General features: G+C 65.6%; 15 protein-coding genes. 6 read left to right on the top strand and 9 right to left on the bottom strand.

The window, feature by feature from the left end; translation table 11 throughout:
• Positions 1-395: 395 nt before the first annotated feature.
• Positions 396-2831 (bottom strand): DUF4238 domain-containing protein, encoded by a 2436-nt coding sequence (locus K8556_RS35495; protein WP_223744552.1) that lies wholly within the window; start codon positions 2829-2831, stop codon positions 396-398.
• A gap of 1271 nt (positions 2832-4102) precedes the next feature.
• Between K8556_RS35495 and K8556_RS35490 the strand changes: the two genes are divergently transcribed.
• Both K8556_RS35490 and K8556_RS35485 read left to right on the top strand, forming a co-directional pair.
• Positions 4103-5815 (top strand): hypothetical protein, encoded by a 1713-nt coding sequence (locus tag K8556_RS35490; RefSeq protein ID WP_223744551.1) that lies wholly within the window; start codon positions 4103-4105, stop codon positions 5813-5815.
• Between the two features lie 49 nt (positions 5816-5864).
• On the top strand, positions 5865-7229 hold the full coding sequence (locus tag K8556_RS35485; protein ID WP_223744550.1) for an IS701 family transposase: 1365 nt from the start codon (positions 5865-5867) through the stop codon (positions 7227-7229).
• A gap of 438 nt (positions 7230-7667) precedes the next feature.
• Here the strand turns inward: K8556_RS35485 and K8556_RS35475 are convergent, their stop codons facing one another.
• The 3 genes from K8556_RS35475 to K8556_RS35465 form a co-directional block, all read right to left on the bottom strand.
• A complete protein-coding gene (locus tag K8556_RS35475) occupies positions 7668-8321 on the bottom strand; it encodes a DsbA family oxidoreductase (RefSeq protein WP_223744549.1) in 654 nt (217 codons plus the stop codon).
• Positions 8318-8467, bottom strand: coding sequence for a hypothetical protein (locus tag K8556_RS35470; protein ID WP_223744548.1), 150 nt, complete (start codon positions 8465-8467; stop codon positions 8318-8320). The genes K8556_RS35475 and K8556_RS35470 overlap by 4 nt, the downstream gene beginning before the upstream one ends.
• A 96-nt stretch (positions 8468-8563) precedes the next feature.
• A complete protein-coding gene (locus K8556_RS35465; RefSeq protein WP_223744547.1) occupies positions 8564-9235 on the bottom strand; it encodes an NAD(P)-dependent oxidoreductase in 672 nt (223 codons plus the stop codon).
• Between the two features lie 65 nt (positions 9236-9300).
• Here K8556_RS35465 and K8556_RS35460 point away from each other — a divergent pair, with 65 nt between their 5' ends.
• Positions 9301-9681 (top strand): helix-turn-helix domain-containing protein, encoded by a 381-nt coding sequence (locus K8556_RS35460; RefSeq protein WP_223744546.1) that lies wholly within the window; start codon positions 9301-9303, stop codon positions 9679-9681.
• A gap of 457 nt (positions 9682-10138) precedes the next feature.
• Here K8556_RS35460 and K8556_RS35455 read toward each other — a convergent pair whose 3' ends face one another.
• Both K8556_RS35455 and K8556_RS35450 read right to left on the bottom strand, forming a co-directional pair.
• Entirely contained in the window at positions 10139-10885 is a 747-nt protein-coding gene (locus tag K8556_RS35455) for an SDR family oxidoreductase (protein WP_223744553.1), read from the bottom strand.
• 41 nt (positions 10886-10926) lie between these two features.
• Positions 10927-11232: a nuclear transport factor 2 family protein gene (locus K8556_RS35450; RefSeq protein WP_223744545.1), complete on the bottom strand. Its 306-nt coding sequence runs from the start codon at positions 11230-11232 to the stop codon at positions 10927-10929.
• Between the two features lie 86 nt (positions 11233-11318).
• Here K8556_RS35450 and K8556_RS35445 point away from each other — a divergent pair, with 86 nt between their 5' ends.
• Both K8556_RS35445 and K8556_RS35440 read left to right on the top strand, forming a co-directional pair.
• Positions 11319-12218 carry a LysR family transcriptional regulator gene (locus tag K8556_RS35445; protein ID WP_223744544.1) on the top strand — a complete coding sequence of 300 codons (900 nt, stop codon included), beginning with the start codon at positions 11319-11321 and terminating at the stop codon, positions 12216-12218.
• A gap of 97 nt (positions 12219-12315) precedes the next feature.
• On the top strand, positions 12316-12534 hold the full coding sequence (locus tag K8556_RS35440) for a hypothetical protein (protein ID WP_223744554.1): 219 nt from the start codon (positions 12316-12318) through the stop codon (positions 12532-12534).
• Between the two features lie 35 nt (positions 12535-12569).
• Here the strand turns inward: K8556_RS35440 and K8556_RS35435 are convergent, their stop codons facing one another.
• The 3 genes from K8556_RS35435 to K8556_RS35425 form a co-directional block, all read right to left on the bottom strand.
• The gene (locus K8556_RS35435; protein ID WP_223744543.1) at positions 12570-13367 is read right to left on the bottom strand and encodes an IS5 family transposase; all 798 of its coding nucleotides are present in this window, start codon (positions 13365-13367) and stop codon (positions 12570-12572) included.
• A gap of 173 nt (positions 13368-13540) precedes the next feature.
• Positions 13541-15460 carry a bifunctional UDP-sugar hydrolase/5'-nucleotidase gene (locus K8556_RS35430; protein WP_223744542.1) on the bottom strand — a complete coding sequence of 640 codons (1920 nt, stop codon included), beginning with the start codon at positions 15458-15460 and terminating at the stop codon, positions 13541-13543.
• A gap of 62 nt (positions 15461-15522) precedes the next feature.
• Positions 15523-16644, bottom strand: coding sequence for a serine hydrolase (locus K8556_RS35425; protein WP_223744541.1), 1122 nt, complete (start codon positions 16642-16644; stop codon positions 15523-15525).
• A 209-nt stretch (positions 16645-16853) separates the two neighbouring features.
• Between K8556_RS35425 and K8556_RS35420 the strand changes: the two genes are divergently transcribed.
• A complete protein-coding gene (locus tag K8556_RS35420) occupies positions 16854-19910 on the top strand; it encodes an Ig-like domain-containing protein (protein ID WP_223744540.1) in 3057 nt (1018 codons plus the stop codon).
• Positions 19911-19944: the final 34 nt, after the last annotated feature.

The raw sequence follows: 19944 nt of genomic DNA, 5'->3' as shown, positions 1-19944 counted from the left end.
CGCTTCAGCGTCCGCCGGTCCATCGCGACCGTAGATCATGATCGACCGGCGGCTTCAACAACCGACTAAGTGGTACTTGCCACCTGCTGGTTACCGCGACGCCCGGTTTCGATGGTGGGGAGCTGGTCCGCTCAAGAAACGAATCTTGGAGCGCCCTACGCCAGCGCAGCTCTACCAAGAGGACGCCCTACGACGCCGGCCGCACCCATCGCCACATGGAGCGCTTCGAGACGTACTGCCAGCGGGCGAGAGACAGCCAGGGCCCGTGGCGCTGGCGTATGAGGTATCCGCGCGCCTGGCGCTCCACCGCGCCGACGCCTCACTCAACGCCTCTCGGCACGTCGTTGGCCGGACGAATACCAAATGGCAAACGACATCGGGCTGCGCAGCCTCGTCTACGCCTTCTGGTCGGGCGCCGGCTCGATGAAGAAGGCCATCGGCACACTGGGCAGGTGGTGCTCAGAGCTGGACATCAGCAGCAGCCGGTTGACGTTGTTGTGCTGGATGCCGTGAGTGGGAAAGATGCCGCGCACCACGCCCTGAGTAAAGGAGGGGACGGTCTGCCTCATCTGCCTTTGCGCCTCGCGGTTGAGGTGCTCCAGCCGACTAGCAAGCTGGGCATCCCTGTTGGGCTTCGCGCCCTGACGGCCCAGTTCGGAGAGACAGTTGAACACGTCGCGGAACAGCGGCCCGTAACCTTCGTAAGCGCCCGTCGCCGAGACGCGCATATAGTCCTCGAATTCATTAACGAACCCAAGCGGCGTCGCGGCAAGAGCGCGGGCGAACTCGGCGACCTCAGGGGGCTGGCAGCCACCCTGGCGCAGCACGGCCAGTTGAACTTCCTTCCAGCGGTGCGGTGAGTCGGTGACGATCGAGGCGCCCGTGGCCTGGGCGAGATAGAGGGCCATCTCAAAGTTCGGCGCCATCCTAAAACTGCTGTACTGGCCGCTATCTTTTCCCCCATCCATCAGTCCGTCCTGCACCGCCGCTAATGGGTCGAGCTCCCGAAGTCGCCGGAAGCCAGCGATGGCTGCGTCGCGGCCGTAGGCGTCCAATTTTGGCGACATCTTTCGTAACTGCGCAAGGTGGTATTCCTCGGGCATCGACATCAGGCTGCGGCGACAGTCCTGGTCCATCAACCGCATCGCGCGCTTATCTTCGGCCGGGGAGATGCGACTGCCGGCCGACCGCACATTCGCCATCTGCATCATCTGCTGGTGCAGGTAGATGTCGAACACCGTCGGATTAGGAATCAGATTGACGTAACCCGCCTCGACCAACGGCATCAGCTTCAGGAACAGGAACACGGTCTTGATGAATTCCTGATGGTATCTGCGGGGATTTTCGATCGGGCTGAACTCTGGGCGCATGTTCGCCGCGTGGAGGAACGGGCTCTCGATGATGAGTTCACCGAAGTAGAGCGCCGAACCAAAGGCAAACTCCATGATAGCCATGGGATGTAGAAGCCCGGTGTAGACCGCGCGCGGTCGGCCGTCGGGTTTCGGCAGGAGCTGCAGGATGTCGGTCTCGATCGGCCACAGCGCTCGGTAGAGGCTGTGAACATCGCGGATCTGCTCATCCGAAAGGGCGCGCCTCACTTCCAGCCAATCTGGCGCCTTGCCGAGCCCAAGTATTCCCTCGATCCCTCGATAAAGCATAAGGTTGCGCTCGCGAATCCCGCGCTCGGTCCAAATTGGCCGGAGCTGCTGCGGCAATGGCTGGCAGCAGATGCCAAACAACTTGCCTGAGCCGCAACCACAGACGTCACGAGGAGACAGATCGACCTTCGGCGGCGGTTTCTTGAGGAAATCAGCCTCCTTCTCGGTACGACCGAACGCGTCCTGGTAGTAGACGCGCCCGTCCTCGAAGCCGGCGAAGAGATCGCCGCCGAAGCGGCAGAGAGCCTCTTGGGGAGGGCGGAGCACCTCCCTCAGTGAATCCCATGGAGTCACGTCGCCCACCTCGGGGTCCAGCCACTCCTCGCGACCTGCGGCGACATAGCGGTGAGCGCGCGCCTTGATCACGCGGTTGATTCGGCGGACATCATCTGCGCTGAGCCGGCGCGTCCGTACGAACGTGTCCGTCCTCGTGAACGAGGTGCGGAAGTTCCGCGCGAAGGTGCGCTTCTCAAGCGGCGCAGCGTTCTTGTCCTTCGCGTATTCCAGGTTGGTGAGGATAAGGCAATGGTCACGATCGAGGGGGTAGATCGTCTGCGAGCCCTTGAGCGCAATCGATGGTTCGAGCGGGTAGCGACAGCCGGCGGCAGTCGGCGGCACACCATAGTTGTAGATGGTAACGGGGTGGTCGCTGATGATGAACTTCACTTCCGAATCCGCAGCAGACACGATCTCGCGCACGCCCTCCATCCAGATTGTGCAGTGCATCGCCTGGATGCCCTGCATCTCCATCATCAACTCGTTCTGGGATAGGCGAGGGTAGCTCATCTTCAGCCAGTCGAGCCCCTTGGGCGTCCGCAACTTCTGAATGTCGATGAAGCGGAACATCATCTCGAAGTGCGTGTGCCATGCACTCGGGTCCTCCCCGATGAGCGCCTTAATCGCCGGAGCGCCGTCGGCGTCTATCCGACCGAAGAGCCGCCGTTCAATTTCGTCGTTCAATAGGTCGCCGAATGCTGTCGTGTATAAGTCGCGCTGGACAAAGCATTGCTTGGGCGAGGATTTGAAGCGGGAACGGCCGGGCTTGAGACTCCCATCTGGCAGATGATGGGCTTTCGGCCGAAGGTCACGATACGCGAGCTGGGTGCAACCCGTCTCGAGAAAGCCGCGCTGGTACCAGATCGGGACGTAATGGTTATCGCGTGTGATGGACATGTGGCGGCGTTTGTAGGTCGAACGAGGCGAGTCCCGACGGCGTCGGTGATGTGCGGAGCGCCGCGTTAGTCAGTCGGTGAACGTTCAGGTTCTGTGGCGGCCGTATAGTACTACATGGTCACTTCGGACCTAGCCCGAGGAAGCTTCTCCTCGGAGAATCGCCGGGAGCCCGAGGGAAGTGACCGTGTAGTAATAGGGCCCCGTCCATTCCTTTGTTAGAAGCTTCTGCATCTTGTCCGTGTAGGGCGGCATCATGGCGCAGTATTTCAGCCACAGCTTGGCGGTGAACTGGCCTTCGGGCCGCACGTCGCCAGCGTCATGTCCGCAAGGGTAGCGCGCCCAGCCTTCGTTGCGCTCGGCAAGTGCGTAGAATGCCCAGCGGTCCCGAACCTTGAAGGGGACTGGGGGCTGTCCCTGATTAACTCAGCCAGAGAAGCATGGCTGCGACGTGCAGGACGGCGAGGTAGCTGGCCGCCATCTTGTCGTAGCGGGTAGCGACAACCATCCTGTTCCGTCACCTCGACATAGGCGTCCAGGGAGCACCGGGCACTCGCGACGCTCCGCACGCGTTACAGCCCCGGCGCCGTCACCCGCACCGTGGCCGTGCCGTTGCCCTGGCGGTTGAGGTCCGCCGTTCCACTCAGCCAGCGCACGCACCACTTAGCGCCCGCGGGCTGGAGCTCAGCGACGCCGCTTTCGCCGCTCAGGGATGAAGACCTCCACCGTCAGCTCCCGCCGGCCGTCGTCCTCCTGCTCCACATCCCGCGTCAGTCGCATCCGCATGGGGCCACCTCCGACAGCAGTAGGCGTTGGGAGCGCGGCTGGCGGCAATCCCCCAGAAGAGGTAGGCGGCAACGGCGAACGCAGTGGACACAGGCCCAGGGCGTCCCACAGCTCCCCCTTCTCCGCCAGCAGACGACACGGCGAAGGTGGCTTTGTGCATCGCGCCCGGTTGGGCCCGTTGGGTATTTAGTGTCCAGGTCGAAGCCCTCCTTACCCAGCCGGGACGAGGAGCCGAGTACCGGGTGGTCGCGAGCTGAACCATCAGCAATCTGCCGCGGTCGGCTCGGCTCCGCCCACAGAGGCGGCGGGAGACAAGAACGGGAGCGGCCAATCGGCGCCGAATCGCCGCCGATGTTCCGGACAGACCGGCAGGTTGACTTCCCCTCGAGTGCTTTCGCGTCCAATCCTAGCTTGGTCCCATGCGTTAGTAACTTGTCCGTTCGAAATGGGGGGCTACCCCCGTGGCGAACGCGGTAGGATTGGCTCGTATGCCCCTGAACTATCCGAGCGACTGGCGCTTCTCCGATGGAGTATTTCCTGTGCCAAACGAGGCGGTATCGGCGGTCGAGCGCCTTGTCGAAGAGATCGTTGGCTCATCTGACGATCCCCAAGAGGTGTACGAAACAGTCAAGCGCCGATTTGGAAACCCTGGAATGAGTAGTGACGCGTCCTGGGCTGAGACGGACATGGGCCGGGCACTTCGCCGGTCAATCGGTAATGCCCCTGGATTCGTGGACAAGCTCTGGATGGCTATTGAGGATCTCCGCGCAAGTGGCCACATCGTTCCATCTCACCACGTCGTCAACCAACTACTAGGCAAAGCGGGCATCATTTTCCAGATCGTTCCACCACGCCTAGTCCGAATGGACAACGTCGATTTAGCGAGCCCAAGCAAGACGTCTGTTCCACTACCTGCATCAGAGACGCCCGCCACGCCTCATACTCCCGCAAGCAAGACTGAGGATGCGCGCCACCAAATAAAAAGTATCGAGGAGCAGCTCGAAAGAATCCTCCGAATGCCCATCGAGTCGGAGCTTGAATTCGACGACTCCCTTCGACTTACTCAATCATGGACTCAGAATGCCTCGCATGCCTTTGAAAATCTCTCGCCCAATATTTCCCCCTTTGCGCAAGAGATATTGAATCAACTAAGGACCGCGCTGGTTCGGCCCAGTGCCGTCCACCATTATTCAGGCAAACAGCTTCTTGAAGCACTCAGCAAGGCACACTATGGGATCGGTGCTCTGCTCAAACGAGTTGATCTATACACGCAGGCCGATTCCGCGACCTCACCTCGCTCATCCACGAGCCAATTCGCCCCCCAACAATTCACATCATTTCTGAATGCGGAAAAAGGTGAGCCAAACATGTCCACCCAAGAGCCACCGTTCGACGTAGCTATCATCTGTGCCTTGCGTGTACCGGAACTCGAGAAGGTGCTCAAGACAGGTGAAGAGGCATGGAAGAAGCTTCCTGGCAATACCAGCGACCCACAGGCCTACCATCAAGGTGGCTACACGACCACAGCGGGCACACGCCTACAGGTGATCGCGGCTGCACCCAACCACATGGGCGCTCCTGCCTCTGCCGCGCTGGCCACAAAAATGATCCTCCGCTTCAAGCCTCGGCTCGTTGCAATGGTAGGCATTGCAGCCGGGTCCCGCGTGGACTCCGGAGGCTTTGGTGACGTACTCTCGCCAAACATTACATTTGACTACACCTCGGGAAAGCTCACCGATGACGGAGAGAAGCTCGCATTCAGCCCGGACCCCAATCCAGCCCATATCAATTCGCGACTCTTGTCCTTACTAAAGGAGTGGCAAGCCAACGGTCGCGGGCTGTATGATGTCTGGCGCAATTGGGCTGGCCTCAAGCCTGAGCGGCCACCCAAATTAGTCATTGGCCCGCTCGCCTCGGGCCCCAATGTCGTCGCTACCCGCAAGGTGGTTGACGACATTGAGCTGCATTGGCGCAAGCTTATCGGCCTCGAAATGGAAGCATACGCAGTGCATTGCGCCTGTCGCGACACGGTCTCCCCTGAAATTCCGTACCTAGCCTTCAAGTCAGTATGCGACTTCGCCGACAACAACAAAAGCGATGCGTGGCAGCCTTATGCTGCCTATACGGCGGCGGCATCACTGCATCAATTCCTCGCTGCTGAGTGGGAGAATCTCTTTCCGGACGGACGTTCAAGTCGCTAATACTACCCGGTCACTTGAATCCAGGTGCCCTGTGTGATCTACGGTTGGGATGACACCCGCGCAGCTCAAGAAGCTGGATGAGGCGCTGGGCGCCTATCTTGAAGAGATGGTCGCCGGCATGGGGCGACTGGAGAGGCGGCGCGCCATGGAGGCCTACGTCACGGGCCTGCTGCTGGATGGGGAGCGCAAGAGCATCGAGCCGATGGCGGCCCGGCTGGTGGAGGACGCCGGGAAAGTCGAGGCAATGCGCCAGCGACTGCAGCAGTGCGTCTCGCAAGGGACGTGGAGCGACGAGGCGCTGAGGGAGCGACTGGCGCGGAAGCTGGAAGAGCGGCTGCCGGAGGTGGAAGCACTGGTGGTGGACGACACGGGCTTTCCGAAGAAGGGGAAGCACTCGGTGGGAGTCGCCCGTCAGTACTCGGGGACGCTGGGGCGCACGGACAACTGCCAGGTGGCTGTCAGTCTGCACCTGGCTGGGGCACGCGGCAGTGGGTGCATTGGCATGCGGTTGTACCTGCCCGAGGAGTGGGTGACGGACAAGGCGCGGCGCAAGGCGGCCGGAGTTCCCGAGGAGGTGGGTGCCACGCGAAAATGGGAATTGGCGCTGTCGCAGTTGGATGACGCGCTGAAGTGGGGCGTGCGCAAGCACGTCGTCCTGGCGGATGCGGGGTATGGCAACTGCCGGGAGTTTCGCGAAGGCCTCACGGCTCGTGGCCTGCCCTACCTCGTCGCTGTGCCAGGGCAGCACAAGGTGTGGCCTCCGGGTGCGACGCCGCACCTGCCGGTGAAGAAGGCGGGCGCGTACGGACGCCCCCGGACACGCTTCGTCGACGACAGCGGCGTGCAGCCCTGGACGATTGAAGAGCTGGCGCGCCAGTTACCCGAGGAGGAGTACCGCCGCATCAGCTGGCGCGAGGGTAGCCGCGGCACACAGTCCTCCACTTTCGCCGCGGTGCGAATCCAGGTTGCCGAAGGCCATGTCGTGCGCAAGGCGCCCGGCGCTCCCGAGTGGCTCTTGTGCGAGTGGCCGCCAGGCGAGGCCGCGCCAACGAAGTACTACCTCTCATCTCTGCCGGAAGACACGCCTCTCAAACGCCTCGTCACCCTGGCGAAGCTGCGCTGGCGCGTCGAGCGCGACTACCAGGAGATGAAGGGCGAAGTCGGCCTGGACCACTTCGAGGGCCGCACCTGGAGAGGCTTTCACCACCACGCCACGCTTTGCATGGTGGCCCATGGCTTCCTCGCGCTCCGTCGAGCGCTTTTCCCCCCGGAGGAGGATTCCCTGGACGCTGCCCCAGGTGCGTCGGCGGCTTCAGCATCTGCTGCTGCGTCGCATCGGCCACTGCCCGCTGTGCCTCCGCAGACTCGGCGCTCGCGCTCCTCCTCGAGGACCGTCACACATCTGATCAAGTAGTACTAACCCGGCAGGGCCATTTTGCTTTTCACGGGCTTCGTGATGCTGAAGAGGCCGAGCTCGCCCCTCTCCCCCGCCGCACCAGCAGGCGCCTGAAGCGGTTGAGCCAGGAGTGGGGCCGCTCGCGGACGGGCCTGAAGGCATACCCCAGGTCGGCGCACGAAGTTCGGCCGGGGCCTTCGGACTGCGATGGACTCAATCCGCGACCACGAGGCCGAGGGGGACGGATGGCACAAGGCCGTCGCATTCAACACGCCCCACGGCATCCCCGTGCGCAGCACCCGAGGGATTCCCTCCAGGGCGTGTCGGTCGGGCACGCGTGGATGGTGGGAGCCCAGAGGGTGCTCCCGCCGGGCCGGCGGCAGCGGTTCGACGCAACGCTTCTGACACCCGCCGGCCGTCGTCCTTCTTCCCTACCAAAATCGGTTCCAGGCGCGGCTATCCACGGCCCGCGCCCCACGCCGTGTCGAGCGCCTTGCGGAACGCCTCGACGGGCTGCGCGCCCGAGACCACGTACTTTCCGTCGAGGACGAAGAACGGGACGCCCTGGATGCCGATCGCGTTCGCCTGACTCTGGTCGGCGGCGACCTCGGAGTCGAAGCCGCCGCGCTCCAGCACCTCGAGCGCGCGCGCCCTGTCGAGCCCGACCTCGGCGGCGAGGTCGGCGAGCACGTCGTACTTGCCGACGTTCTTGCCCTCCGTGAAGTAGGCGCGGAAGAGCCGCTGCATGAAGGCGTGCTGCCGGCCCTCGGCCAGCGCGAACTGCGAGAGCCGCTGCGCCGAGCGCGTGTTCACGACCAGCGCCTGGTCGAGGTGGTACTCGAGCCCGACCTCGGCGGCGCGCGCCTCGACCTGCTTGTTCATCGCGATGGCCTGCGCGCGCGGGATGCCCTTCGCCTTCACGAGGATCTCGGTCGCATTCATATCGCTGTCCACCGGCAGTCCCGGCATGAGCTGGTAGCTGCGGTAGCGGACCTCGACCTGCTCCTTGTGCGGGAACGTGTCCAGCGCCTTCGCGAGGAGCGCGTCGCCCATGTAGCAGAACGGGCACATCACATCGCTCCACACGTCGATGGTGAGCGGCCTGGTCATGAGCATTCTCCGTCGAGGTTGCAGACGCCCACGGCGGCGTCGGTGGTGAGCACGACGAGCCGCGGCGTGACCACGGGCTCGACGGGCTTCAGCTCTGAGGACGCGTCCGGCTTCGGGGCTTCCTGGGTCTCGGTCTCAGCTTCCATCGCGGTCTCCTTCACGCTGCGCGAGCTCGGCGCGTAGCGTCCGTGGGCGGCGGCTCTCATGGCCCACGAGCAGCCAGCCGTTGCCGGACGTCGCGCTCACTTCTTGCCATTCCAGATGATGGGCGCGCGGTGGACCCACTCGTGCTTGTCGACGCAGTCGAGGCAGAAGGTCGCCACTTCGGCGCGCGTCACGTTCAGCGTTCCGGGCTTCGCCCCCCCGACCTCGGTGGTGTGCAGCGGGCCGAGCGCGCCTGCGGGTTTGTCGTTCAGGCCGACGGCGCGCACCAACGTCCAGTCGGTGTCGCTCTTGCGCACGAGCGCGTCGACGCCATCGTGGTCGGCGTAGCCAATCTTGATGTTGCTCAGCTTGATGAACGCCCGGAAGAGCCACGAGACGGTCGGCCACGAGTCACCGGCGCCAATCGCGGAGATGAAGACGGCGCGCTTCACGTGCTGCTCGCCCATCACGGCGAGGATGTTTCGCGCCGTGTCCGTCATGAACCGCGGCGAGTTGAGCTGCTTCGCCCAGGGGTTGTCGGACGCGCGCGAGTTGTTGTGGGCGACGATGACCGCTTCGGTCCCCTTCATCGCATCGCGCAGGTCCTCGATTCTCTCCGGCGTGCCCTTCACCAGCTCGACCCCGGGCGGAGCTTCCAAGGCCTCGGGCTTGCGTACGAGCGCACGGACTTTGTGCCCGCGCTGCGCGGCCTGTTCGAGGAGGTGCAGGCCCGTCCGACCGCTGCCACCGAGGATGAGGAGCTTCGCCATTTCCAACCCGTAACACCGCACACTCTCTTTTGGGAAGTACGCACATTTATGTTAGTGCATCAGGGATGGCGAAGCCTGGCGATCTTCTCAAGGAGTCCTACGCACCCGACTGCCCCGGGCGGGACGTGCTCGACCACGTCGTGTCCAAGTGGGGCATGCTCATCATGCTCGCGCTCGCCGAGCGCACCTACCGCTACGCCGAGCTGCGGCGTCGCGTGGGCGGCGTCAGCGAGCGCATGCTCGCCCTGACGCTCCGTACACTGGAGGAGGACGGCTTCGTCGCGCGGCGTGACCACGGAGAGGTGCCTCCGCGCGTGGATTACTCATTGACGCCATTGGGCAGCGGGCTCGCGGAGCACCTCGACGCGCTCGGCCGGTGGATCGCGACGAACACGCCCAAGGTGCTCGCGGCGCGCGAGAAGCATCGTCAGCGCGCCGCGAAGTAGGTCCCGTCGAACGCCCTGCATCACGAACTTCTCGAGGACGACGACTGGCGGGTGCCAGAAGCGTTGTGGCGACGCATCGAACCGCTGCCGCCGGCCCGGCCGGAGCACCCACTGGACTGCCCCCCACGCGTGCCCGACCGGCACGCCCTGGAGGGAGTCCCTCGGGCGCTGCGCACGGGGATGCCGTGGGGCGCGTTGAAGGCGAAGGGCTTGTGCCATTCGTGTCCCTCGGCCTCGTGGTCGCGACTTGAGCCCATTCCAGGCCGAAGGCCCCGGCCGAACTTCGTGCGCCGACCTGGGGTATGCCTTCAGGCCCGTCCGCGAGCGGCCCCCTTCCTGACTCAACCGCTTCAGGCGCCTGCGGGTGCACTCGGAAAAGCGAGAGGACACCTGCGTCGCGATGCGACACTTCGTCTCGGCGCAGGTGGCGCTTGTCTTCTCCTACCTCCGCGAGGGCCTAGCTCACGGGCACCGTCCCGCCGTCAATCACGTACTCCGCCCCGGTGATCGCGCTCGCGCGGTCCGAGACGAGAAACCCGATCAACTCGGCGACCTCGGCTGGGCGCGCGGGACGCCCGAGCGGAATCCCGCCGAGCGAGCGCATCACGATTTCCTTCGCTCCCGCCTCGTCGGTGCCGTTCTTCGCCGCGATCTCGCTCATGAACCCGACGGAGGCCTCGGTCTCGACCCAGCCCGGTGACACGCGATTCACGCGCACGCCCTGCGGCGCGACCTCCTTCGAGAGGGCCTTGCTGTAGTTCGACAGCGCGGCCTTGGCCGAGGCGTACGCGGTCGTCGCTTCATGAAGCGGCATCTGCCGCTGGATCGACGTCACGTGCACGACCGCGCCGGTCCGGCGCTTGAGCATTCCGGGAACCAGTGCCCGGTCGAGACGCACCGCCGCCATCAGGTTCAGGTCGAGCGTCTTCTGCCACGCGTCGTCGTCGAGGACGGAGAAGCCGCCCGCCGGCGCCGACGTTCCACCTACGACGTGGACCAGGATGTCCACTGCTCCGGCGGCCTCCACAACGCGCGCACAGCCCTCGGCCGTGGCGACATCAGCGGCGATGAAGCCCTCACCCGCTCCCTCCCGCGCGGTCGTCAGCACCGTCGCGCCGGCCGCGCGCAGCCATGCGACCACCGCCTTGCCAATGCCCTTCGTTCCGCCCGTCACGAGCGCACGCCTACCCTCTAGCTCTCTCATCACGTCATCTCCTTCTGCAGGGTTGAAATGGGCATCACGGCTCACGGGCCGATGCTCAAAGCCGCGATCCGATCGCCCTTCATCCGGAACGCAAACGTGAGCGTGATGGGACTGCCGGGAAACTGGCCTGTCACCTTCGCGCGAACCTCGCAGGCATCGTCCTTCGCGTTCACCTCGAGGGGCTGCGCGACGGCCTGATACTTCTCCTGGGAGTCACGCCACCATTCGTCGATGGCCACATGCCCGACATGCCGATGTCCCTCATCCTCGACAACGGCATCGGGCGCGAAGGCGTGGAGCGGCGTGGCACTGTCCGCTTCGAAATAGGCTCGAATCGATGGGTGCATGGTCATGACCCAAGACGTAAGCCCGCACGATTGCCCTCTCAATAGGGACAAAATAGGATGCGGCATCCCGACCTACAGGACTATCGATGTATCAACCCGGACTGAATGACCTCGACGCCGTCCTCGCCGTCGCTCGCAGGAGCTCGTTTCGCGGCGCTGCCCTCGATCTCGGGATGTCGACGACGGCGATGAGCAGCGCGATCGCGAAGCTCGAAGCACATCTTGGCGTCCGCCTCTTCAACCGCACGACGCGCAGCGTCTCGCTGACCGACGCCGGCAGGGTGTTCGTCGAACAGGTGGCTCCGGGACTCGAGGACATCCGCGGCGCGATGGACGCGGCGCGCTCCCAGCAGGCAAAGCCGTCTGGCATGCTGCGCATCAACACCTTCGCGACAGCGGCGCGCGAGATCCTCGCGCCCCTGGTGCTGGAGTACCTCCGCCGCCATCCGGACGTGCATGTCGACGTCGTGACCGAAGGCCGGCTGGTCGACGTCGTCGCCGAGGGGTTCGACTTCGGCGTGCGGATGGCGAACCTCGTGCCAACCGACATGATCGCCATTCCGCTGGGAGCGCCCCAACGCCATGCCGTCGTCGCTTCGCCAGCGTACCTGAAGAAGCACGGTCGGCCTCGCGTCCCATCGGACCTCTTCCGTCATCGGTGTATCCGGGTGCGCTTGCCGAACGGCAGCCTCTTCCGGTGGGAGTTCCGTAAGCGGGGGCAGACGGCCCTGATCGATGTGACAGGGCCCATCACGCTGGACGAGGCCAGCCTCTCGCGGATCGCAGTCATGGAGGGCATCGGACTCGGCTTCTTCATGGAGCCGGACGTGCGCGGCGACATGGAAGCGGGACGCCTCGTTCGCGTGCTCGATGACTGGACACCGGAGCTCGCTCGGCTCTGCCTCTACTATCCCGGGCGGCGCAATGCCTCGGCCGCCCACACGGCGTTCGTCGCACTGGCCCGCGAAGTCGCGGTCGCTCGCTAATGAGGAACGAGTGCCGAGATGGCAGCCGCCGGAGCTATCGTGTCGGGGGCCTCTTCACCGAGGAATACCCAGTCACGCAGTGGCGGTGCCGTTACCGGTGGACCTGATGCCGCAGTGCATCCATCAGGAGGTTCAACAGGCGACCGGCCAGAACCTCTCCTGGCGCAATCGCTTCCGACGTCTGCTGGTGCGCTGGGAGAAGCGAGAGGACACCTACGTCGCGATGCTGCACTTCGCGTTGGTCATCATCACCTGGTTCCACTCGCGGAAGAGTCGGTATAGCAGGCTGTTGAAGAAGCCCGGTTTGCAGGTATGAGTCCGGGCTTCTCGTGCCCTCCGTTCTCAACCTTGTCATCCGGGGGGAGGCAGAGGGCGAAGGGCGCCTATGCGGCAGTCAGCCGCGCCATCCGCACCAGGTTGTACGCGGCGCCCACCAGGTAGGCCGCCAGTTCCGTCCGCGCCCACGGAAGCGCGCGCGTTCCGGGACTTCAGCCCCTCGAGCATCATCACGGCCGCGTCGCGCTCGGCGAAGCCATCCGCCGGCATCACCGCGAGGTCTACGAGCAGCCCGTTGCGATTCTCCATGACGCCATTGAGGCTGTAGGCCAGCCGCGCCTCCTTGCCGTCGCCCTTGCGAGCAAGCCGTGCCTCCGGGTCCGTCGTCGAGGCGTGCGTCGCATTGCCCCTCTTCTGCCCGTGGAAGTTCACCGTCGGGTTGCCCTTGTCGTCGGGCGGCTCCTTCTTCTCGTCCTTCTCGTCCTTCGGGCGGAACGACTTCAGGGACGCCCAGGCCTCAATCAGGCTGCCATCCACGCTGAAGTGCTCGCTGCTGGTAAGCCCCGCGCTTTGCGCCTGGCTCATGACCGCCAGGAAGAACCTCCGGGCGACGTCATGCTCCAAGAGCCGGTCCCGGTTCTGCGAGAAGGTGCTGTGGTCGAAGGAGGCGTCCTCCATCCCCATGTCGAGGAACCATCGGAAGAGGAGGTTGTAGTCGAGCTGCTCGCAGAAGAGCCGCTCGCTTCTCACCGAGTAGAACGCCATGAGCAGGCAGGACTTCAGCAACTGCTCCGGCGGGATGCTCGGGCGGCCGATGCCGCTGTACATCGCGTCAAACGTCGGCGAGAGCGCCGCCAGCGCGGCGTCCGCCATGTCCTTCACCCTGCGCAGCGGATGGCCCGCGGGGACCCGGTCTCCCGGCGTCCTCAAGCTGAAGAGTGCCGTCTGCTGCTTGGGCCGTCCGAGCATCACTCCCTCCGTGACGCGGAGGACACCACGCCTCGGTGCGGGGTGTCGATCCCTCGGAGGGGTTCCTCAACAGCCTGCTAGGGCAGCAGGGTGATGCGATTGAGCGCGGGGGCGGGCAAGGGGCTCGCCTGGGTGCTGTGTGCCTTCAGGTAGGCCTCCAGCGCGTCGTTGTCCACGGCGCCACCCAGCCGGTTCGTCCCCTCGGCGAACACCTGGAAGCCATCACCCCCACTCGCGAGGTAGTTGTTCGCGGTGACGCGGTAGTTCGCCGCCGGGTCCACCGTCACGCCGTTGATCCGGATGGACGCCGGGTCGACGCGGCTTCCGACGGGCGCTGACGCGCTGAACGCATAGGTGAAGCCCGCCGACGGAAGCAGCATGAGGGTGGCTCCCGACGGCCGCCACTGCCACTCCAGCAGTTGCTCGATTTGCGCGCCCGTCAGCGTCAGGGTGACCAGGCTGTTGCCGAACGGCTGCGTGGTGAAGGCCTCGCCGTAGGTGACCTCGCCCTGGGCGATGTCCGCGCGCATGCCGCCCGGGTTCATGAAGGCCACCTGCGCCCCACCCAGGTTCGCGGGCTTCGTCGCCTCCAGATGCGAGTCCGCGATGACGAGGCCCAGGGTGGACTGGCCCACGGAGTCCGACTGTGTCCTGAGCGTCTGCGACACCCAGCCGATGACCCGGTTGGCCCTCGGCGTGACGAGCTCCTGGTACTTCGTCACCAGCTCCTTCACCGCGCCGTCCTCCTGCACGTCGCGAGTGACGATGACGTTGTTCGCTCGCGCCTCCACGACGTCGCCCGTCGCCTTGCTCAACGTCAGGTCGATGTCCGTGACGAGCTGCCCCATCGACGAGGCGCTCGTGACGACCTTGCCATCGATGACGCAGTTGTAGGCCTGATGCGTGTGGCCGCTGACGATGACATCCACCGCGTCGTTGAGGCCCTTGGCCACGCCCACGATGGCACCTGAGATGAGGCCGTCCGCACCCGCGCCCTTGCAGTCGTTCACCAGCGAGCCCGAGGTCGGAATTCCGCCCTGGTGCACCACCACGATGATGGCTTCGATGCCCTGCCGCCGCAGCTCCGGCACCAGCGCGTTCACCGTCTGCACTTCGTCCTTGAAGGTGAGCCCCGCCACGCCCGTGGGTATGACGCTTTCCGGCGTAGCCTCCAACGTCATGCCGATGAAGGCCACCTTCACGCCCTCGAACTCACGCACGTCGTAGCGGGGGAACAGCGTGCGGTCCACGCCCGTGGCCACGTTGGCCGCCAGGAACTTGAACGTCGCGCCCGGGAAGCCATCCCCGTCCAGGCAGCCATCCACCGGGTGGCAGCCGCCCGACTGCATGCGCAACAGCTCCGTGCTGCCCTCGTCGAACTCGTGGTTGCCCACCGCGACCAGGTCCAGGCCAATCAGGTTCATCGCCTCGACGGTGGGCTCGTCGTGGAAGAGCCCCGACAGCAGCGGGGAGGCGCCGATGAGGTCTCCCGCCGCGACCACCACCGTGTTCGGATTGGTGGCCCGCAGGGCCGCGATGTGCCGGGCGAAGTACGTCACGCCGCCCGCCTTCACCCGCACCGCTCCACCGTCGGGGGCCACTCCCGTCAGGATCTGGCCCGCGGGCTCCTCGAGCTGCCCGTGGAAGTCATTGAACGCGAGCACCTGCACGCTCACCGTGGTGGGACCCGAGTCGGGAGCCCCCGAGTCGGGTCTCCCCGAGTCGGGTCTCCCCGCGTCGGGCGTCCCCGCGTCCGTGCCGGAATCCGGGGGCGGCACCTGGACGGAATGCTGCTCACAGCGATTGTCCTCGCAGACCCACTCCGTGTTCGAAGCCGGCGGTCCCTTGTATTCACGGCAGTCGGTGGCGTCCTGGCACTCGTCACGCCCGCAGCCGCCCTGGGCGAAGAGGAACATGCCGGTGACGAACGCTCCGGCGAGCAGGAAGACGCTGGGACGCGCGTCCAGAAGTGACGAGCGCGGGATGGCTTGTGGCATCGACGGAACTCCAGCGAACAGGGAGGGAGAACCTACCCGGGTTCGTGGACGATGGCGCGACTTCATTCGACGCTGTCAAAGAGGGGCGCCAGCGCGCGTTCCATGGCGTTGGCGGTCGCATCGCCGCTCTGGTTGGTGATGATGAACACCCCCAACTGATACTTCGGCACGACGTAGAGATAGCATTGCGCGCGAGGCACGCCGCCGTGATGCACGTAGTGGGTGCCCAACTGGCTGCTCTGGCCGATGTTCCAGAAATAGCCAATGCTGAAGTCCTCCGCGAAGCGCACCAGCGGCTTGTGTGACTCTGTCACCGCGGGATGGTTGCTCAACTGCAAGCGCAAGTACTTCACCATCTCCGGCATCGTCGCCTTCAAGGCTCCCGCCGCGCCCCAGGGCAGGAGTGGCATCGGCGTGGTGCCGACCGGGTTGTCGCTGTGGTAGCCAGGAGCCAGGCGGTGGGCGTCCTGGGCACGCAGGCGCAGCCACGTGTCGTGCATCCCGGCTTCCCGCGCCAGGAACTCCGAGAGCAACGACTCGTAGGGAGCCCCGTGGATCTTCTCGAGGGTGTGCGCGACCAACTCGGTGCCGGCGCTCGAGTAAGCATAGTCCTTGCCGAGCGGGCCCTTGATGCTGACGGTGTGCAGGTCCTGCCAGAACCGCGGCTGCCCGTAGTCCGCATAGGCGGCATTGAGCCTTGCCGGGGTGGCATGCGCAGTGAAGTCCCTCAACACCTCATTCACTTGCAGTGGCAACATCCCCGGCATGCCGCTGGTGTGTGTGACCAGATGGCGCAGACGGATCGGCTCGCCGTCTGACTGAAGGTTCGGATAGGCGGACGGCAGATACTTTTGTATCGGGTCGTCGAGGGTCGCCTTGCCTTCGAGGACAGCGTTTGCCAACAGCAGGCCGGCGAAGGTCTTGCTGACCGACCCTATCTCATAGAGGGTCGAATCATCGGGCGGATTGGACTTGCCGGTCTCCAGCTCACCCCGATGCAGGATGAACTCCTCGCCGCGATAGACCACTGCGATCGACGTTGCGTGCAGCAGTCGTGACTGCAGCAGGGTCGTCGCGGCCTGGTTCATTGCCGCGGGGATATCGCGGGCGGGTGCAGGGCCCGTCGTCTTGCAAGCGGCCAGCACCAGCATCATTCCAGCAATGGCTACGGAGAGTTTGTTCATCAGGCGCATAACGGGGATGGGCACTCTCGCACGCCCCCCAGGTCGGAGCCAGACACGCGAGGCCCCATGCCCAACAGTGGGAGTAGCTCTCGGCTGAGGGCCGCACCCTCTGGGGCCACCACGCCGGACGGCGCCTGGCGAGAACGCACGTTCATGATACGAGTGGCTGCCGGTATCATGTAGACGAAATCGAACAGAGGGGGACATCCATGCAACGGTGTTTCGGAGTGCTGGTCTGCGCAGCGCTGCTCGTCGCGTGCGGAGGGCCGGGAAGCGACCCAGCGAAGACGTCGGCGCGCATCGAGGTGGAGCGCCAGATCGCCCAGCGCGGCTTCGATCTGCGCGACACCGCGGTCGTCCCGATGAAGGACGGTGACGACACGTACCACCGACTGCACGTCCAGGGCGTCCCCGTGTGGGGCCTCGGGGCGAAGACCGCGAACGGCCAGACCCGTTTCACCGACATCCGCTTCGAGCCGGCGGAGAAGGTCGAGACCCGCGCCCGGATCACCCGGGCCGCTGCGGAGGCGGCGGCGCTCGCGGAGCTCTCCGATCCGACGGCGGCGATCGTCCGGGACGCGGAGCTGGTGCTCCGCCCGCGCGAGGAGCTGCGGCTCAGGCCGGACGCGCCGGCGCGCGCGAAGCCCAACGCCGAGGACTACGAGCGCGTGATCACCGAGCTGACGCCGATCTTCCGGCTGACGCTCTCCACCGGCGGACCGGGCTCCCGCTGGCCGACCCCTGAGCGATGGATCGCCCAGGTGGATGCGCGCTCGGGGCAGGTGCGGCTGGCGCCGATGCGGCTGGACCTCACCTACGGCAAGGCGACGCTGAAGGGCTACTACTCCGGCACCGCGATCTCTTCCGTCGTGACGGCCAAAGACATCCGGCAGTGGGAGCTCCAGGACATGCGGGGCAACCGCTACTTCGCGACGAGACGGAACGCGGACAAGAGCTACACCTTCCTCCCGTACACGAGCGCCGACGCGTACTTCGGCGACGGCGCGCAGTACGTGATCGGGTGGCCGATCCTCAGCGCGAACGGCGAGACCGCCGCGGTCGACGCCTTCGCGGCCGTGAACATGACGTCGACCATGTTCGAGTACTTCCTCGGGCGGACCGGCACCAAGGCGCTCCCGGCGATGCGGGTCAACCTCCACTATCCCTGGAACAACGCCTCCTACAACCCGGATGACACGACCCCGAGCCTCGACATCGGCTACCGCATCTATCCCGCGGAGCCGGGGATGACGACGCTGCAGCCGCTGGCCGTGACCGACGTGATGGCCCACGAGCTGGCGCACGACTTCTTCGGCCGCGAGGTGTACGGCAACCCCGAGCTCCTCGTGTACGAGCGCTCCGAGGAAGGCGGCCTCAACGAGGGCACGGCCGACATCATCGGCTTCTTCACCGAGCTGGGCCGCGACACCATGAAGGTGCGCCCGCTGAACGAGATCGACCAGACCCCGCTGCGGCAGGCCAGCCTGACGATGGGCGAGGACACCGGCTTCCCCGGCCGCAACATCCTCACGCCGATCTTCACCGAGTGGTCGCCCACCCTCGGCGAGGAAGACCCGCACTACGCGGGCGGACCGCTCACGCGGATGTACCTGCTCCTCGCGTACGGCTGTCAGCCCCTGGCGCAAGGCCAGCCCCCCGGCCCCTGGCAGTGTCCCCTCGTCCCCCAGGGCTTCACCGGCATCGGCCCCTCGATGGCGGCCGTGCTCTGGACCCGCGCGGTGGAGATGCTCTCGCCGGGCGCCAGCTACGCGCAGGCCCGGACCGCCATGCTCTCGGCCGCGGAGACGGCGGACGGCGCCTTCGGCGGCACGAAGCTGCGCGCCGTCGCCTCCGCCTTCGGCGCGATCAACGTCGGCACCGCGCCGGACACCAACCCGCCGCAGGTGTCGCTCACCTGCAAGCAGGCCGGCCCGGACATCTCATGCATCGGCAACATCACCGACGCCGAGGTGCCTTACCAGTGGCGCACGCCGTCGCGGCTCTCGCTCGATGGCGGCGCGCAGACGATCGTGCTGGGGGGTTGGAACTTCAACCGGAGCTTCTCCGGCGCCGGCCTCTCGGCGGGCAGCCACACCGTCACGCTCACCGCCTGGGATTACTGGAACAACTCCGCGTCGCAGACCGTGACGGTGACGCTGGACCGGACGCCGCCCACCGCGTCGCTCAGCGTGAGCGGCCCGCCGAAGCAGCCCCTGTTCACCATCACCGCGAACGACAGCGCGGGGATCGGCGGCATCGACATCTACGACGGCACGGAGTTCCGCACCCACTTCGGCCCGTCCTATCCGCCTCCCTACGAGCAGACGTACGACATCACGACGTGGACCGAGGGGACGCACCCGATGATCTTCAAGGTCTACGACGGGTTCGGAAACGTGACGACGCTCACCCACGCGCTCGTCGTGGACCACTCGCCGCCCAGCGTGACGCTCGGCACCTCCCAGGTCGGCGTGGTGGTCACCCTGAACGTGAATATCTCCGACCCGTGCGGCCTCACGTATCCGTACGGGCTCTACGTGGACGGACTCCTGGTCGCCTCACCGGCCGGTCCCAGCTCGGTGCTCACGTTCGGGGACGAGATGGCCCAGGGCGTCCACGCGTTCCACGCCATCGTGGCGGACGGCTGCGGGAACACCGCCAGCTTCCAGACCACCTTCATCAAGGCGATCTCGCCGCCGGCGATCGCCTCGATCGCGCGCGACGACACCCAGCCCAAGAAGCCCAGGTTCACCGTCACCTGCAACGCCCTCAATGGCGTCCACCACGTCGAGCTGCGCGAGAACGGCGTCGTTCTCCAGTCCGACACCACCGCGCCCTACGAGTTCGTGATCGACACCACCTCGCGCACCGATGGCACGTACACCCTGCTTTTCCAGTGCATGGACAACCAGGGCACCTCCAGCACCCCCGAGACCCGGACGGTCATCGCGGACAACACCGGGCCGACGTTCAACTTCAGCGTGTACGGCGCGGGCCGCTCGTACCTGGTGTCCGCGGGCACGGTGAGCGATCCGCGCGGCGTGCAGTCGGTGGCGCTGTTCGGTGGTCTGATCCCGGGCTTCTCCGTCACGTTGACCCAGGCTCCGTATCAGTACCTGTGGAACATCGGCGGCACGGCCACGATCCAGAGCGACCTGCCGTTCGGGGTCACGGCCCGCGACGCCTGGGGTAACGAGTCCACGCTCAGCCGCGCCTGCTACGTGGACACCGTGAACATGACGCCCGCGACGCTGTACTGCCACTGAGCCATCCACCACACGAAGCAGAGGGGAGCCCCAT

It is taken from the genome of Corallococcus sp. AS-1-12, assembly GCF_020036995.1.
Lineage (GTDB): Bacteria > Myxococcota > Myxococcia > Myxococcales > Myxococcaceae > Corallococcus.
This window is presented reverse-complemented; position numbering and strand designations above follow the sequence as displayed.

What these genes read in the sequence shown, in the direction of transcription:
- K8556_RS35455 (WP_223744553.1), bottom strand. Translation starts at nt 10,885, where the DNA reads ATGAGAGAGCTAGAGGGTAGGCGTGCGCTCGTGACGGGCGGAACGAAG.
- K8556_RS35485 (WP_223744550.1), top strand. Translation starts at nt 5,865, where the DNA reads ATGACACCCGCGCAGCTCAAGAAGCTGGATGAGGCGCTGGGCGCCTAT.
- K8556_RS35475 (WP_223744549.1), bottom strand. Translation starts at nt 8,321, where the DNA reads ATGACCAGGCCGCTCACCATCGACGTGTGGAGCGATGTGATGTGCCCG.
- K8556_RS35470 (WP_223744548.1), bottom strand. Translation starts at nt 8,467, where the DNA reads ATGGAAGCTGAGACCGAGACCCAGGAAGCCCCGAAGCCGGACGCGTCC.
- K8556_RS35490 (WP_223744551.1), top strand. Translation starts at nt 4,103, where the DNA reads ATGCCCCTGAACTATCCGAGCGACTGGCGCTTCTCCGATGGAGTATTT.
- K8556_RS35430 (WP_223744542.1), bottom strand. Translation starts at nt 15,460, where the DNA reads ATGCCACAAGCCATCCCGCGCTCGTCACTTCTGGACGCGCGTCCCAGC.
- K8556_RS35460 (WP_223744546.1), top strand. Translation starts at nt 9,301, where the DNA reads ATGGCGAAGCCTGGCGATCTTCTCAAGGAGTCCTACGCACCCGACTGC.
- K8556_RS35435 (WP_223744543.1), bottom strand. Translation starts at nt 13,367, where the DNA reads ATGGCGGACGCCGCGCTGGCGGCGCTCTCGCCGACGTTTGACGCGATG.
- K8556_RS35420 (WP_223744540.1), top strand. Translation starts at nt 16,854, where the DNA reads ATGCAACGGTGTTTCGGAGTGCTGGTCTGCGCAGCGCTGCTCGTCGCG.
- K8556_RS35425 (WP_223744541.1), bottom strand. Translation starts at nt 16,644, where the DNA reads ATGAACAAACTCTCCGTAGCCATTGCTGGAATGATGCTGGTGCTGGCC.
- K8556_RS35465 (WP_223744547.1), bottom strand. Translation starts at nt 9,235, where the DNA reads ATGGCGAAGCTCCTCATCCTCGGTGGCAGCGGTCGGACGGGCCTGCAC.
- K8556_RS35450 (WP_223744545.1), bottom strand. Translation starts at nt 11,232, where the DNA reads ATGCACCCATCGATTCGAGCCTATTTCGAAGCGGACAGTGCCACGCCG.
- K8556_RS35445 (WP_223744544.1), top strand. Translation starts at nt 11,319, where the DNA reads ATGTATCAACCCGGACTGAATGACCTCGACGCCGTCCTCGCCGTCGCT.
- K8556_RS35495 (WP_223744552.1), bottom strand. Translation starts at nt 2,831, where the DNA reads ATGTCCATCACACGCGATAACCATTACGTCCCGATCTGGTACCAGCGC.